A 16,293-nucleotide genomic window follows, 5' to 3' on the forward strand; every position below is an offset into this window, starting at 1 on the left:
GTTGTCCTCAAGGCTCAGGCAGCCGCGGGTTCGGATTCAGGTATTGATAAAGCTTTTCGGGGGGCGGTGCAGGCTGATGTCGGCGTCATACAGCAGGTTGATCAACTCGACGATCATGATCGCCGTCAACCCCCAGATCTTGTATTCGCCGTAGCGATAGCTCGGCACGTACCAACTGCGGCCCTGGTAATCGATGCGGTGCGTGTGTTCCCGCGGGTCCTTGCGGAAGAACTCCAGGGGCACGCTGAACACCGCCGCGATTTCGGCATCGTTGGCCAGGTATTCGACGTAGTCAGGAATGACACCGACATAAGGCGTGACCTTGATGCCATGCAGGGAAATCAGCGGGCTGAGCGGGCCGATCACTTCGACCAGGCCTGGCGGCAGGCCGATTTCTTCTTCGGCTTCGCGCAGGGCGGTGAAGATCAGGTCGGGGTCTTCGGGGTCGCGCCGTCCGCCGGGAAAGGCGACTTCGCCGCCATGGGTCGAGAGCCCGCTGGCGCGCAGGGTCAGCACCAGTTCCGGTTCATCGCTGCGAGTGATCGGCACCAGTACCGCGGCTTCGGGGAAACGTTTATCGGTTTCCAGCGTTTTCGGCGTGTGGTTGCTTACCCGGTGAAGTAGCTCGTCCAGCATGAGTGCTCTCGATCTGTTGGCTACCTCGCATCATGCACCAATAGAACCGACCGCCCAACCCCCGAACTGCGCCATGTCGCGAAACGACAACTTGCCGACTGACACCGCCGCACGCCAAGATAGGCGCAGCCTCCAGGAACCCAAGCATGAAATTTTGCAGTCAGTGCGGTAACCCGGTCACCCAGCGCATTCCCGAAGGCGATTCGCGCCTGCGTTTTGTCTGTGACAGCTGTCAGACCATTCACTACCAGAACCCCAATATCGTCGCCGGTTGCGTGGCGACCTGGGGCTCGAAGGTGTTGTTGTGCCGCCGCGCCATCGAGCCGCGCCTCGGTTACTGGACCCTGCCCGCCGGTTTCATGGAAAACGGCGAGACCATCGAGCAGGCCGCCGTGCGCGAGACCGCCGAAGAAGCCTGCGCCCGAGTGCGTAACCTGAGCATCTATACGCTGATCGACGTGCCGCACATCAGTCAGGTGCACGTATTCTTCCGCGCCGAACTGGTGGACCTGGACTTTGCTGCCGGCCCCGAGAGCCTGGAAGTCATGCTGTTCGATGAAGCCGACATCCCTTGGTCAGAGCTGGCTTTCCGCACGGTGGGCCGTACCTTAGAATGCTTCTTCGCTGACCGGCAGACGGAGGTCTACCCGGTGCGTTCCGAGTCGATTCCACCGCTTGCGCAACCCGCCATCATCTAAGCTCTTACTGAATTCCAACTTATAAATAGTCGCGACACCTCTAGGGATATCGTTTCAATGCGCTGGTTGCTTGCCTTGTTTTGCCTGTCGTTCGTCGTGGTGTCCCAGGCCTCCACCGTGGTCACCCTGGACGGCAAACCCATCGAAAAAGTGCTGGTGCTCAAATCTGCCCATCAACTGCAATTGATCGCCGACGGCAAACCGCTGCGCACCTACCGCATCTCCCTGGGCAAAAACCCACGGGGCACGAAGCTGATGGAAGGCGACAAGCGCACACCCGAGGGTTTCTACTGGGTGGACTGGCGCAAGGTCAGCGACCGCTTCAACCTGGCGATGCACATCTCTTATCCCAACCGCGACGATGCCGACCGCTCCCGGCGCGAAGGGGTCAACCCGGGCGGCATGATCATGATCCACGGCACCCCCGACACCTATGACTACCCGGAAAACCTGTTCCACACCCTGGACTGGACCGACGGCTGCATCGCCATGCGCAACATGGACATGCGCGAGGTGTGGGGTTTGGTGCCGGATGGCACGATGATTGAGATTCGGCCGTAAGGTTTGTGCAACTGCGCGGGGCTTTTGTGGCGAGGGGGCTTGCCCCCGTTGCGCTGCGAAGCAGTGCCAGAACCTGCTACCGGGTTTCAACTGGCATACCGCGTCTGCTGATTTTACGGCTGCTGCGCAGCCGAACGGGGGCGAGCCCCCTCGCCACAGTGGGCTGCGGCGCCAGTTAAATCGTGGTCTGCCCGCTACCTTCCGTCGCCCTTCGAAAAAATAAATCAAAAGATCGCAGCCTTCGGCAGCGCCTACAGGGTTGATACCAATTCTCTTTGTAGGCGCTGCCGAAGGCTGCGATCTTTGCTTCCAAAACCCCCACCGCTAATACCACTTCAAACCATCCCCCTCCAAACAAGCCCTTAAGCCCCGATTTTGCTGCGCCTCAAGCAAAGTGGTCTGATTGACATGGTATTTAAGTGGTATTAGCTTCCGTCCTACAACCGGGCGACAACAATCCAATATCCGCATCGGAAAAGACCTACATGAATGACATCCAGGCCCTACGTCCTGACGACACCCAGCCGACGCCGCTGTACCTGCAACTGGCGCGCAATCTGGAAGCGGCGATCCACGCCGGCCAGTGGAAAGCCGAGCAGGCCATGCCGTCGGAGCGCAGTCTCAGCGAATTGCTGGGCATTTCCCGCGTCACCGCACGCAAGGCACTGGAGGTGTTGTTCGAACAAGGCCTGATCCGGCGCAATCAGGGTTCCGGCACCTTCATCACCCCGCGCCTGGAACAACCGCTGTCGCGCCTCTCCGGTTTCAGCGAAATGCTCCGCCTCAAAGGCTTCGTCCCCGGTTCGCAATGGCTGGAGCGGGAAATCACTCCGCCGACCCATGAAGAACTGATCCGCCTCGGCCTCTCGCCCAACGACAAGGTCGCGCGGCTCAAACGCCTGCGCAAAGCCGACGACACGGTGATGGCCATCGAGATGAGCACCCTGCCCGCTTCGATCATCCCCAAGCCGCAAGCGGTGGGCGATTCCCTCTACGAATACCTCGACGGTATCGGCAAACCGATTGTCCGCGCCTTGCAACACATCCAGGCGATCAACGCCTCGGACGAATTCGCCGCGCTGGTGGGCATCGCCCCCGGCACCGCCATGTTGCTGATGACCCGGGTTGGCTACCTGGAAGACAACACGCCCATCGAAGTCACCGACACCTATTGCCGCAACGACTACTACGACTTTGTCGCAGAGCTTCGCCGCTAAACCGGGCGAAGTCGCCAAACAGCGAGAACCGAAATGTCCGAAGACAACATCCTCACCGCCCACGGCTGGGTTCGCGGCCGGCTGATTCACCAACACGGCAAAGTCGTGTCCATCGAAGGCGTGCCCTGCGATCCGGCCGACAACGACCTGCCTTACCTGCTGCCGGGTTTCATCGACCTGCACGTTCACGGCGGCGGTGGCAAAGACATCATGGAAGGCGCGAGCGCTTTCGAAACCATCACCAAAACCCACGTGCGTTTCGGCACCACCTCGCTGCTGGCCACCACCATGACTGCGCCGAGCGAAGAGATTTCCAGCGTGCTCAAAGCCGTCGGCGAGTTCTGCGAGCAGCGCCCGACCGGCAGCGCCCGGGTCCTCGGCGTGCACCTCGAAGGCCCGTACATCAACCCCGGAAAACTCGGGGCCCAACCGAATTTCGCCCACACCGCGTTGATGGCCGAAGTCGAGGCGTACCTGGCCCTGGCGCCGATCCGCGTGATCACCATCGCCCCGGAAATCGCCGGCCACGACGCCTTGATCCGCGCCCTCAGCGCCCGTGGCGTGCACATGCAAATCGGCCACACCCTCGGCAGTTACGAGGAAGGCGTGGCGGCGCTGGAGGCCGGCGCCAGTAGTTTCACCCACCTCTACAACGCCATGAGCCCGCTGCATCACCGCGAGCCCGGCATCGTGGGCGCAGCCCTGGCCCATGCCAAATACGCCGAGCTGATTCCGGATCTGCTGCACGTACACCCCGGCGCCATGCGCGTGGCCCTGCGCTCGATCCCGTGCCTGTATTGCGTCACCGATTCCACCGCCGCCGCCGGCATGCCTGACGGTGAATACAAGCTCGGCAGCCACACCGTGACCAAGTGCCTGGGCGGCGTGCGCCTGGCCGACGGCACTTTGGCAGGCAGCACCCTGACCATGGATCAAGCGTTGCGCAACCTGGTGAAGATCGGTTTGCCCATCGCCGAAGCCTCGCAACGCCTTTCGCAATTCCCCGCCGACTACCTCGGTATTAACGAACGCGGGCGCCTGGAACCCGGTGCCTGGGCCGACTGCGTGCGGCTGGATCGCTCACTCACACTGACCGCCGTCATGGTCGAAGGAGAAGACATTGACTTCAAAAATGCTTGAAGAGGCGCTGTCCTCGTTCGAGGCCGTGCAAGCCCAATTGCAGCAACTGGACCCGCAGATGATCGAGATCGCCGGGCGCCTGCGCCGTCAGCCGCCGCAAGTGGCGATGACCGTGGCCCGGGGCAGCTCCGACCACGCGGCGAGTTACTTCGCCTACCTGACCATGCAGCAACTGGGGATTCCGGTGGCGTCGTTGCCGATGTCGGTGGTGACCATGCAGCAAGCGCCGTTGAAGGTCAGCGGCCAGGTGGCGTTCGCCTTCTCGCAATCGGGGCAAAGTCCGGATTTGGTGAACAGCCTGCGTCTGTTGCGCAAGCGTGGCGCTCTGAGCATTTCGATGGTCAACGCGGCGGACTCGCCACTGGAAGCCGCGTGTGAATTCAGCCTGCCACTGTTGGCCGGCACCGAAAGCAGCGTCGCGGCCACCAAGAGTTTTATCGCCACCCTCAGCGCCAGCGCACGCTTGATCGCCCACTGGAAAGAAGATGTGGAATTGCTCGAAGCCGGCAACGCGCTGCCGGAAGGCCTGCGCGAGGCGGCGCAACAGGACTGGAGCCTGGCCATCGACGCCCTGCGCGATTGCGAACGCCTGATGGTGATCGGCCGTGGCGCCGGTTTCGCCATCGCCCAGGAAGCCGCACTGAAGTTCAAGGAAACCTCGGCGATCCAGGCCGAAGCCTTCAGCAGTGCCGAAGTCCGGCACGGCCCGATGGCCTTGATCGGCGAGCAATACCCATTGCTGGTGTTCGCCCCGCGCGGTGCCGAGCAGGCCGGTTTGCTGAGCTTGGCCGCCGACATGCGCCAGCGCGGCGCCCGTGTATTGCTGGCCGCACCGGATGACGTCAGTGAACGCGACCTGACCCTGACCCGCGCCGAACACCCGGCCCTTGATCCGATTCTGGCGATCCAGAGTTTCTATGTGATGGCGGCTGGTTTGGCCGTCGCCCGAGGCATGGACCCGGACCAACCACGGCACTTGAGCAAAGTGACGCGCACCCATTGAGTCGAAGGGCGCGATCGACCCGAACCGAATTGTTTACTGATGAGTACCGAGCCATGCACAACAATAATAAAGAGCTGACCCTCAGCGCCCCGCTCAGCGGCCCGGTGCTCACGCTCGCCAGAGTCCCGGACCCGGTGTTCGCCAGTGGAGCCATGGGTGACGGGATTGCTATCGATCCATTGAACGACACCCTTCACGCGCCTTGCGCTGGCGTGGTGGTGCATGTCGCCCGTACCGGCCACGCCGTGACCTTGCGCGCCGACAACGGCGCCGAGTTGCTGCTGCACCTGGGCCTCGACACGGTCGAGTTGCAGGGCGAGGGCTTTTCGATGCTGGTCAAGGAAGGTGCGCGGGTTTCTAACGGCCAGCCGCTGTTGCGCTATGACCTGGACAAGGTCGCGCAGCAGTGCAAAAGCCTGGTCAGCCTGATGATCCTGACCAACAGCCAGGACTTTCAAGCGCGCCCGATCACCCTGAAATCGGTGAAGGTCGGCGATCCGCTGCTGCATATCGTGCGGCGGCTGGCCAATGGCGTGCCGGTCGAAGTCGACCTTTGCGGCATCGAAGTTCACGGTCATGTCCGCATCGCCCATCGCGGTGGTTTGCACGCTCGGCCGGCGGCGCTGATTCGGCAGACGGCGCAAGGCTTCAAGAGCCAGTCGCGGCTGCATTTCGCCGGCAAATCGGCGCCCTGTGACAGCTTGATCGGGCTGATGAGCCTGGCCATCGGCGAGCAGGAAGACGTTCAGGTCAGCAGTCAGGGCCCGGACGCTGAAGCGGCGTTGCAGGCGTTGTTGACTGCGTTATCCACCGCATTGGCGCAAGACAGTCACACCGCTGCGCCAGCGCCGATTGCCCAACGCAATCGCCCGGCCGAAGCGGGTGTGTTGCATGGCGTTTGCGCCGCGCCCGGTCTGGTAGCAGGGCCGCTGTTTCGCTTGAACGCAATCAGCCTGCCGGTGGACGCTGGCAGCCACGATCCCGAGCAACAACGGCAAGCCCTTGATGCCGCGTTGGTCGTGGTGCGCAGCGAAATCGATCACACGCTGACCCAGGCCCGCAAGCACAAGCACACCGACGAGGAAGCGATCTTCGCCGCGCACCTCGCGCTGCTGGAAGACCCGGCGTTGCTGGACGCAGCGGCGCACTCCATCGACAACGGCAGCGCCGCGACTCACGCCTGGAGCCAGGCCATCGACGTGCAGTGCGAGGTCCTGCAGCAACTCGGCAGCCCGTTGCTGGCCGAACGCGCCAATGATTTGCGTGACCTCAAGCAACGGGTGCTGCGCGCCCTGCTGGGGGAAACCTGGCATTACGACATTCCCGCTGGCGCCATCGTGGCGGCCCATGAACTGACGCCGTCCGATCTGCTGCAACTGAGTCAGCATGGCGTTGCGGGCCTGTGCATGGCAGCGGGTGGCGCGACCTCTCATGTGGCGATTCTCGCCCGGGGCAAAGGCCTGCCGTGCCTGGTGGCGTTGGGTTCGACATTGCTGGATCAGGCGCAAGGCCAAGCGGTGGTACTGGATGCCGATGGCGGTCGCCTCGAATTGACGCCGAGCGCCGAACGCCTGGCCGAGGTGCGTCAGGCGCAAATCGATCATCAGCAACGTCGCGCCCAGCAACAGGCGCAAGCGCACACCCCGGCGTTGACCCTCGATGGCTCGCACATTGAAGTCGCAGCCAATGTCGCGTCCAGTGCCGAAGCGGCGGATGCCCTGGCCAATGGCGCCGACGGCGTCGGCCTGCTGCGTACCGAGTTTCTGTTCGTCGATCGCAACACCGCGCCGGACGAACAGGAACAACGCCACGCCTACCAAGCCGTGCTCGATGCCATGGGTGACAAGTCGGTGATCATCCGCACCATCGATGTCGGCGGCGACAAACAACTCGACTACCTGCCACTGCCCGCCGAAGCCAACCCGGTGCTCGGCCTGCGCGGGATTCGCCTGGCTCAGGTGCGCCCGGAACTGCTCGATCAGCAACTGCGCGCGCTGCTGCACGTCAGCCCGTTATCGCGCTGCCGGATCCTGTTGCCGATGGTCACTGAAGTCGACGAGCTGCTGCACATCCGCCAGCGCCTCGACGCCTTGTGCACCGAGCTGGAGCTGACTCAACGCCCGGAGCTTGGCGTGATGATCGAAGTCCCGGCCGCCGCGCTGTTGGCCGAGCAACTGGCCGAGCACGCGGACTTCCTGTCCATCGGCACCAACGACTTGTCCCAATACACCCTGGCCATGGACCGCGACCATGCCGGCCTCGCCTCCCGGGTCGATGCGTTGCACCCGGCGCTGCTGCGTTTGATCGCGCAGACCTGCGCCGGTGCGGCGGTGCATAACCGTTGGGTCGGGGTTTGTGGGGCGCTCGCGTCGGATCCGTTGGCCACGCCAGTACTGATTGGCCTGGGGGTCAGCGAATTGTCGGTGAGCCCGGTACAGATTGGCGAAATCAAGGACCGCGTCCGACACCTGGACGCCAGCGAATGCCGACGCCTCAGCCAGGGCTTGCTCAAGTTGAGCAGCGCCGGCGCGGTGCGTCACGCCTGTCATCAACATTGGCCTCTGAGCTGAACAACTAAAACAAGAATCCAGGGAGATACGCCATGTACCAATACTTCATCGAAGGCTTGCAGCGCCTCGGCCGCGCGCTGATGCTGCCGATCGCGATCCTGCCCATCGCCGGCCTGTTGCTGCGCCTGGGCGACACCGATCTGCTGAACATCGCGATCATCCACGACGCCGGCCAGGTGATCTTCGCCAACCTGGCGATGATCTTCGCCATCGGCATCGCGGTCGGTTTCGCCAAGGACAACAACGGCACTGCCGGGCTGGCCGGGGTCATTGGGTACCTGGTGATGGTGTCGACCCTCAAGGTGCTCGACGCCAGCATCAACATGGGCATGCTCGCCGGGATCGTCAGTGGCTTGATGGCCGGCGCGCTGTACAACCGCTTCAAGGACATCAAGTTGCCGGAGTACCTGGCGTTCTTCGGTGGCCGACGCTTCGTACCCATCGTCACCGGTTTCGCCGCCGTCGGCCTGGGGTTGATCTTCGGCCTGGTCTGGCCGCCGATCCAGCAAGGCATCAACAGTTTCGGCGCGTTGATGATGGAAAGCGGCAGCTTCGGCGCGTTCGTTTTCGGCGTGTTCAACCGCTTGCTGATCGTCACGGGCCTGCACCACATCCTCAACAACATGGCGTGGTTTGTGTTCGGCAACTTCACCGACCCGACCACCGGCGCCATCGTCACCGGCGACTTGTCGCGCTACTTCGCTGGCGACCCGAAGGGCGGCCAGTTCATGACCGGCATGTTCCCGATGATGATCTTCGGCCTGCCCGCCGCGTGCCTGGCGATGTACCGCAACGCCTTGCCGGAGCGGCGCAAGGTCATGGGCGGGATCTTCCTGTCGATGGCGCTGACGTCGTTTTTGACCGGCGTGACCGAACCGATCGAATTCGCCTTCATGTTCCTCGCGCCGATGCTGTATCTGGTGCACGCCGTGCTGACGGGCCTGTCGATGGCCATCACCAACATGCTGAACATCCACCTCGGGTTTACCTTCTCCGGCGGCTTCATCGACATGGTTCTGGGCTGGGGCAAATCCACCAATGGCTGGCTGGTGATCCCGGTGGGTTTGGCCTACGCGGCGATCTACTACCTGGTGTTTGATTTCTGCATTCGCCGCTTCAACCTAAAGACGCCGGGGCGTGAAGATGTTTTTTCAGGCGAGAAAGTGGTGGTCGCGGCGAACGAGCGCGCCGGGGCCTATATCAAGGCGTTGGGCGGCGCGGACAACCTGATCACCGTCGGCGCCTGCACCACGCGCCTGCGACTGGACATGGTGGATCGCAACAAGGCCAACGATGTCGAGCTCAAAGCCCTGGGCGCAATGGCCGTGGTGCGTCCGGGCAAGGGCGGGAGTTTGCAGGTGGTGGTCGGGCCGATGGCCGACAGCATCGCCGATGAGATTCGCCTGGCGATGCCCGCTCTGGGTCGTGGGGTTATCGCTGCCCCTGCCCCTGTGGTCGACGTGGTGAAACCCGTAGCGACACCGGAAGCGCAGCAGTGGCTGAATGCCTTGGGCGGTGGCGACAATGTGCTGCAAATGGACTGCATCGCCATGACCCGGATTCGCCTGCAACTGGCGGATGGCAAAGCGTTGTCGGAGTGTCAGTTGAAGGAATTGGGCTGCCAGGGTGTCAGCCAGCTTGAAGGTGGCATTTGGCACCTGCTGATTGGCGACAAAGCGCCGAGTTTGAGTGGGGCGTTGGAGGCGTTGGTTAATCGCAGTGAGGTGAGTGCCAAGGTTTAGATCTTTGGCGCCTGACCTGCCGTCTTCGCGGGCAAGCCACGCTCCTACAGGTTGATTGCATTCCCCTGTAGGAGCGAGGCTTGCCCGCGAAGGGGCCGGGTCTATTCACGCGGGTCGATCTGATCCAGCACCCGGTTCGCTGTGATTTCCGCCAGCATCACGCTGTTGGAAATGCCGAGCAAGGCGTTGCGTGAGCTGCCGTCCAGCAGGTCCACCAGGTTGTGGACCAGCACGTCGACCGAGGCCAGGGTCTCGACCAGGTATGTCATCAGGGTTTCGCTGCTGGCCTCGGGGCTTACGGCAAACAGGGTGCTCGGTGTACGCGGTGTGGCTTTGATGTCGGCGAATGAGGGGATGTCGCGTGGTGTTGATTCGGGTTGTTGCGGGGCGGTTGGATCGGTTTCTGGCGGATCGGGCGTCACTTTAGTCATAAGTCAGTTCTCAGATCGGGCGCCAACCCTTCTGCTGCTAAACGAGGGGGAGGCAGCTGTGCGCAGGTTAGCAGACCGGGGAACTAACAAAACCGGCGCGCCCGAAGACGCCCTGCACACAGCTACCATCGAGTGCTGGCATGGAAATGCCTGACTGACGGAGCTTGTGCATCTTGTTAATTGTCCTGGGCTGCTAAACCCGACCACTGATGGGCAGCGGTGCGGAAACGATAGAGGCCAGCCCCAAGGCACACAAGCCGGCGGATTCTGGCGTAGCCGTAGGCAACGGCGCAAGATTTTGTAGGTCTCGGGAAGTAACTCAGAAGTGGTTTTAAACAAGCCGTGTTTAAACGCCTGACACGCACATCCCACGCGGCGAAGGGTGGTAACTATGTACCGCCACCGCCCACGCGCCCCACTCCAAGCTGAAGGTTATTCCCATCAGCCTGGAGACCGTGCCGATGAGCACACCCACCGCCGCGCCGTCCTTTGAAGAGATCAAAGGCTATCTCAACCAGATCGGTCATCATCTGTTCAAGACCCAAACCCCTTTGCTACCCGAACAAAAACCCTCGGCCGAACAGGTCTACCTGACACGCCTGAACGGCCTTCTGAAAAACTACCGCGAGCCGTTTCTGCGCCGCTGCCGTACGCACTACCAGGCGCTGGCGGACAGTGATTTGCACAGCCAGGCCGCGCAAACGCTGCTCGCGACACTCAGGGCCACGCTCATCGCGCATTTGGCGGACATGGACCTGCGGGACTTGATCGACGGCAAGCCTGCCAAGTCCTTCATGACCTTTGAGGCCGGGTTCACCGCCATCGAGCATGAAGCCCGGTGGGCGGTCCAGGATCGCTTGCTGCATCCGCAGGCCGGCAAGATGCTGGAAAGCCTGGCGCTGGGGCCGGCCCTGCGTCCGGGCCTGTATGCCTTGCAGTTCAGCTATCAGGAACACACTGTCGAACTGGCCGGGGCTTTTGTCGCCACGGAAAAAAACAGCCCCGTGACCAACGATTTACTGACGCCGCAAAACGTCGGCCAGGTCCTGCTGTTCACGCCCTCGCGAGGGGTCGAGTCCTTCGACTCGCTGGCCGCGCTCAATAGTCATTTGTCGCAGCACATGCAGCACGCCGCCGGGCGCAGTGACTTCATGCAGATGCTGCCGACGCGCTATCACGCCTTGAGCGAATCCGGCATCTGGCCTTTGCAGTTGTCGCCCATCGACAGCACCCCCTTGTTTGAACACCTCTACGACGCGCTGATCGACAAACGCACCCGAGATATCGAGCGGGCCTTGAGTTTTGCCGACAACCCCGAGCACGACAGCGGCCAATTGCTCCGCGCCCTCGACCGCGCCATCGACGCCGCCCTGCCGGACCTCACGCCCCGCCTCGAACTTCACGCCCAAGCCCTGCTTGAACGCAGCCTGCGTTACAGCGCACCGGACTGGTATCGCAGCGCCAGTGAAGACCACCGGGCAGAACTGGCATTGCGTCTGCGTCATTACAACCAGGCGCGGCAACGTTTGCTGGACCTGCTGGGCCCCGCCGCCAGTCCGCAAGCCCTGGCCCGTCACGCCTGGCTTGAACGGCTCGGCGATGAGCTGGAAATCCATGACCTGGAACCACAACACCTGCACCTGCGCACCCGCCGTTACGTCGCCGGTTTTGGTGTCTATGAACATTCGCGAGACCTGATCGAGCTGGCCTTGCGCGGCGCCCATACCGGGGACGCGTTGCCCGGCTCGGACTTCCTGGAAAAAACCACCCTCACCTACCACGGCGCGCCCCTGCACGAATCGCACATGGACCTGACCCCGGCGTGGCTGATTCAGCAACTGGACACCCTGCACCCGCGTGTGGATTTTGCCGAGGTGCAAACCTGGATGCATGCCCGCCCCGAAATCAGGCGGGCCATCGAGCAGATGCTCGATCAGCGGATCGACGCACTGGCCTACACCGCGTATCTGCAAGGTCATCTGCGCGACGACGACCTGCAATTGATCCAGCGCCTGCGCGCCGGCAGCGATACGCGACTGAGCGCCGCAACCCTGGGGGCCGGCACCCTGTCGCTGCATGGCGCGCAACTGCAGGATGTGTGGGTGCTGCGCCAGGCGGACGACCACGGAACGATCAAACGCCTGCTGCTCTGCACCCCCGAAGCGCCGCGAGATCAGCAATTCCAGGCGTTCGGCAGCGAGGCCGCTTGCCAACAACACATCCTCGGCTGGGCCCTGAACAACGGCGACGCCGCTGCCGCCCGCATGACCGAGTACTTGATCACCCGGGCGCCCCTGCGTTTTCGCCCCAGCCTGCGCCAGGTGCTGGCCGGCCTGAGTTTTAAACCCCAGGACCGGGAATACCAGGAAGTCTGGTTCACGGTCGCCGTTAGCCATCGCGATTGCCTGAGGTCGATGGCCGAGCATGTGCTGGCCACGCGGGTCGACGACTATGAGTTCACCACGCCGGGCTGGTATCGCTCAGCCAGCGCACAAGACAGGCAAAAGCTCTCGTCCCTGGCCGAAGACGCCGAAGGCGCCTTGCGCACTTTCAACGATCATCCGGCCTCGGAAAGCCGGTTTCCGGACTTCGATACCTACCTGCATGAGCAGGCCCAGGCACGCTTGAACGAACTGCTGGGACGCAGCGCCAACGACGTCGATCCGGACACCGTCTGGGCGTATTCGCCCCCTGTCCTTGCCGGCACCACACCGCCACCGCTGAGCTATACCCAGCTGTACCGCGACGGCTATGCCGACGGCGTGGGTTTTCTCGATGAAAAGTTCTCCCATTCGGCGCGCTTCAAAGGCCCGCAAGGTGTGGACCTGAGCCGCCTGACGGCGCAAAACGTCGCACGCTCGGTCACCGGGGTGTGGATCGGCCAGCGTTACATCGACAAGGTCAGGACCGAACTGCAAAGCCCCGAGAGCCTCGGCTATGCACTGCGGCGCAACACCACCCTGGCCATCACCCAGCGGCAGATGCAAAGCGCCGCGCTAGAGTGCCACCTGCAAGGGCACCTCACCGGCGTCGATCTGCAATGGCTGGAAGCGAGCATTGCCAACCTGGGCGACAGCTCGGCGTCGACGCGCAGCCAATACGCCTTGCACCCTTTGATGATCGACGGCGACTGGGTGATCGGCGCTTGGCTGTTCAGCCACGGCGACCGCCCGGTTCTGCTCTACACCCCGCAAGCCCCCGACGGCATCAGCTTTCGCGAAGCGCGGTTGTTCAACTACCTGCTGAAAAAACAGCCCGGCATGATCGCTTACCTGACCCAACGGGTCGGCGTTCCATCCCGCACCCGCGTCCGCGCCTTCCTCGAAGAGGTCAGGCAACAACTGCCCGATCAACTGGACACCACCAGCGTCAGCCCGGCGCGCTACGACTCGACCCGTTCCGTGGCGGCCACGTCCGACGTGCGCCATGCCCTGTACAACATGCAGTTGCAGCGCAAGATCGACGACGTCAACGCCACCACGGTCAACCGCACCCGGATGATCAGCGACCTCGTCTGGACCTGCGTCGAATGGGTGGCCGCGATCGCCACCGCGCCGTACCCGATCCTGAGCCTGAGCGCCGGCCTGCTGCTGGCGTTCAAGGACGCCATGCTCGCGCTGCACGCCTACAACCAGGGCGATACCACGGCGGCGCTTGAGCATTTCGCCGGTTACCTGCTCAACAGTGCCGGCGCCTTGTTCACCGACTTGCGCCCCGCCCTGCGCGCACTCAAACCCGTGGGGCGCTCGTTGCGCCTGAGCAGCGCCGGTGCCGAGCAAAGCCGCGCGATGCAACTGATCCGACAACTGGAACCCGCCGCGCTGCCCCCGACGGACATGCGCGCGGTGGTGTTCGAAGGGCGGACCCTTTGGACGACGAACACCCCGGATGCGATCGGCCGCTACTTGCTGTATCGCCTGGACCCGCACGGCCAATGGGCCTCGACCGGACGCCTGGTCACGCCAGATGCCGACGGCGTCCTGGTACGCAGCGGTGTGTCCGGCGGCGGACCAAAATATCAACCGGTGCAGGAAACCCCCGGGCCGCACAAAGACTACGGGATCCCGGCGAAACACCGGGATCGGCTCGAAGGCATCCTGGACCCACAATGCAGGACCGAAATGGTCAACATGGGCGAATTGATGTTCAACTCGGCGCAGCCGGTGCTGGACAAAGCCGTCAAGCAGTTGGGCAATGCGCGCACCGCCTACCTGCAACAGGTCGAGCGTCTGACCACGCAGGCGCGGGCGTTTTTCAGGGAGCTGGGCCCGCTGCCCGCCGCGCCCCGGATCCTTCCGGTCCAGACCGACCTGTCCATGGCGCAGTGGCTCGCCAGCGACACCTTTGCCGGTAACAAGAGCCTGATCATCGGTGCCCTGCCAGGCTCCCTCGCCAGCAAACAGCTGTTGATCGCTCATATGGATGAGTTGATTGAAAAGGGCTTCAAGCGTCTGTACGTGGAATACCTGCCGGGTGACGTCTTCCCGATCAAACTGGAAAAGCTCAACACGGGCAAATCCTGGCGGCACATCGAGAAGCACCTCAAGGCCATGGACACAGCCCTCGGTCACGCGCCGGACGCGGAGTATTGCTACCTCGCCCTGGTGCGCAAAGCCAGGGACAAGGGTCTGCAAATACGCGCCCTGGATGCCTCGACCTGTTATCAACTGGAGGATGCCCTGCTCCTGGGCGAGACCTCGCCGACCACGCCACGGGATAACGCCGTGAGGAATTTCTATTCCCATAAAGTCATCGCCGGCGATGTCGCCGACGCCCCGCACGAGCGCTGGATCGCCCTGGTCGAACAGTCACGCCTGCGGACATTCAACGACACCCCCGGCCTGGCGGACCTGCAAAATGCCGTGGCGCTGCGCGTCGAAGACGTCGGGCTGGATCAACCGGCGGGCATCTGGGCCGATACCGCAGGCGCCATGCCCGGGGATGCACTGGCCAAAGCCGACTACCGAATGGCAGTGCCCACTGCCTACAAGGCACCCGCGCCGAGCACACCGGCGGCAGCGATTGCCCCCGAACCCGGCGTTCAGCATTTCAGCGCTTTCGACATCGCCCCGGCCTTGCGCGAGGACGTTGCCCGCCTATCCCGTCAGCCCCATGGTCTGGACAGCCGCTACGCACCAGCGAGTCAGAGCAGGCAAGGCCCGTTCATGGCCTTTCTCGAACGGCGCTCCAGCCTGAACACCACCGCCAAGCAGTTTTTTGCCGACTACGTGCCCCCCGGCAGGCCGGCACTGCCTGAGATCACCGCAAGCACGACGCCGGAATCGTTTCTGAAACAGGTGGCCGACAGCCCACTGGCGGGGCTGGTGATCGGTGAGGGCCATACCCACGAGTCGAGCAAGGCGTTGCTCAGAAAGCAGATGAAAAACATCAAGAAGCTGGGATTCAAGACCCTCTACGTCGAGCACCTGCTGACCGACCTGCACCAGGCCCACCTGGATGCCTTCCACTTGACCCAGCGAATGCCCAACCGCCTCAAGACCTACCTCAGAAACCAGGACGTGGGCCACATGGGGCCCTTCTACACCGGCGCCGATACCTACTCGGAAGTGATCCAGGCTGCTGGCAAGTACGGCATCCGCGTCAGGGCCATCGACTGCACCGCCAGCTATCACATCAAAGGAATGGAGGACGGGGACCTTACGCGAAACCAGATGTTCAGCTACTTCGCCGCCCAGGTCATCCGCGCCGATCAGGCGACACAGGGCCCGCACAAATGGATCGCCTTCGTCGGCAGCGCCCACACCAACAATAACCTTGGGGTGCCGGGGCTGGCGGAAATGCTCGGTGCAGTCAGCCTGCATGTCAGGGATACCGCACCGGCGCGGGCCAGGAGCATCCACCGTGGTTTCTGGGAAACCGACCCCACGTCACTGACGACGCGAGCCTTGCGCAGCGACTTCATACTGGACGTCGGCATTGCCGGCATGCCAAGACCGGCGGCCATCGTTCCAGTCGACCGATCAAGATTGACCGAGGCCGGGCACTACCTGATCGAACGCCCGTCCACGGCAGAGATCAATTTGCTGCACAAATCCGGCAACGGGGACATCGTTTCCACCCCGATCCAGATCGACGATAACGGGCTGTTTTTTATCAACCGCTGGGTCAAGCAGACGCGACGTTTCAAATCCCTGCTCGAACTGCTCAACATGCTCCGGCAAGAGGTGCACCTGACGCCTGCGCCATGAAGCAGTGAACACGTCGTAAAGATCCCGCCCAATAAAAAACCCGCTGATTTGCATCAGCGGGTTTCTCATTTCAGCACCCCGGAAGA

Annotated in this window: 10 protein-coding genes; 8 read left to right on the top strand and 2 right to left on the bottom strand. The window is 62.8% G+C overall.

Annotation, left to right across the window (positions count from 1 at the left end; genetic code table 11):
* Positions 1-36: 36 nt before the first annotated feature.
* Entirely contained in the window at positions 37-636 is a 600-nt protein-coding gene (locus FQ192_RS04020) for a CoA pyrophosphatase (RefSeq protein WP_149657452.1), read from the bottom strand.
* 146 nt (positions 637-782) lie between these two features.
* On the opposite strand from FQ192_RS04020, the gene FQ192_RS04025 reads away from it, so the two are divergent.
* The 7 genes from FQ192_RS04025 to nagE all read left to right on the top strand — a co-directional run bounded on the left by FQ192_RS04025 (position 783) and on the right by nagE (position 9,567).
* Positions 783-1,334 carry an NUDIX hydrolase gene (locus tag FQ192_RS04025; RefSeq protein WP_149657453.1) on the top strand — a complete coding sequence of 184 codons (552 nt, stop codon included), beginning with the start codon at positions 783-785 and terminating at the stop codon, positions 1,332-1,334.
* 57 nt (positions 1,335-1,391) lie between these two features.
* A complete protein-coding gene (locus FQ192_RS04030; protein WP_133837164.1) occupies positions 1,392-1,895 on the top strand; it encodes a murein L,D-transpeptidase family protein in 504 nt (167 codons plus the stop codon).
* Positions 1,896-2,380: 485 nt separating this feature from the next.
* Entirely contained in the window at positions 2,381-3,112 is a 732-nt protein-coding gene (locus FQ192_RS04035; RefSeq protein WP_123597016.1) for a GntR family transcriptional regulator, read from the top strand.
* A gap of 33 nt (positions 3,113-3,145) precedes the next feature.
* The gene (nagA, locus tag FQ192_RS04040; RefSeq protein WP_149657454.1) at positions 3,146-4,252 is read left to right on the top strand and encodes an N-acetylglucosamine-6-phosphate deacetylase; all 1,107 of its coding nucleotides are present in this window, start codon (positions 3,146-3,148) and stop codon (positions 4,250-4,252) included.
* On the top strand, positions 4,233-5,255 hold the full coding sequence (locus FQ192_RS04045; protein WP_149657455.1) for an SIS domain-containing protein: 1,023 nt from the start codon (positions 4,233-4,235) through the stop codon (positions 5,253-5,255). Before nagA ends, FQ192_RS04045 begins: the two co-directional genes overlap by 20 nt.
* A 53-nt stretch (positions 5,256-5,308) precedes the next feature.
* Entirely contained in the window at positions 5,309-7,825 is a 2,517-nt protein-coding gene (gene ptsP, locus FQ192_RS04050; protein WP_149657456.1) for a phosphoenolpyruvate--protein phosphotransferase, read from the top strand.
* Between the two features lie 32 nt (positions 7,826-7,857).
* Entirely contained in the window at positions 7,858-9,567 is a 1,710-nt protein-coding gene (nagE, locus tag FQ192_RS04055; RefSeq protein WP_149657457.1) for an N-acetylglucosamine-specific PTS transporter subunit IIBC, read from the top strand.
* A gap of 101 nt (positions 9,568-9,668) precedes the next feature.
* Here nagE and FQ192_RS04060 read toward each other — a convergent pair whose 3' ends face one another.
* Positions 9,669-9,998 (bottom strand): DUF6124 family protein, encoded by a 330-nt coding sequence (locus tag FQ192_RS04060; protein ID WP_149657458.1) that lies wholly within the window; start codon positions 9,996-9,998, stop codon positions 9,669-9,671.
* A 461-nt stretch (positions 9,999-10,459) separates the two neighbouring features.
* Between FQ192_RS04060 and FQ192_RS04065 the strand changes: the two genes are divergently transcribed.
* Positions 10,460-16,207, top strand: coding sequence for a membrane-targeted effector domain-containing toxin (locus tag FQ192_RS04065; protein ID WP_149657459.1), 5,748 nt, complete (start codon positions 10,460-10,462; stop codon positions 16,205-16,207).
* Positions 16,208-16,293: the final 86 nt, after the last annotated feature.

The sequence above is a fragment of the Pseudomonas sp. ANT_J12 genome (assembly GCF_008370045.1).
Taxonomy (GTDB): Bacteria; Pseudomonadota; Gammaproteobacteria; order Pseudomonadales; family Pseudomonadaceae; genus Aquipseudomonas.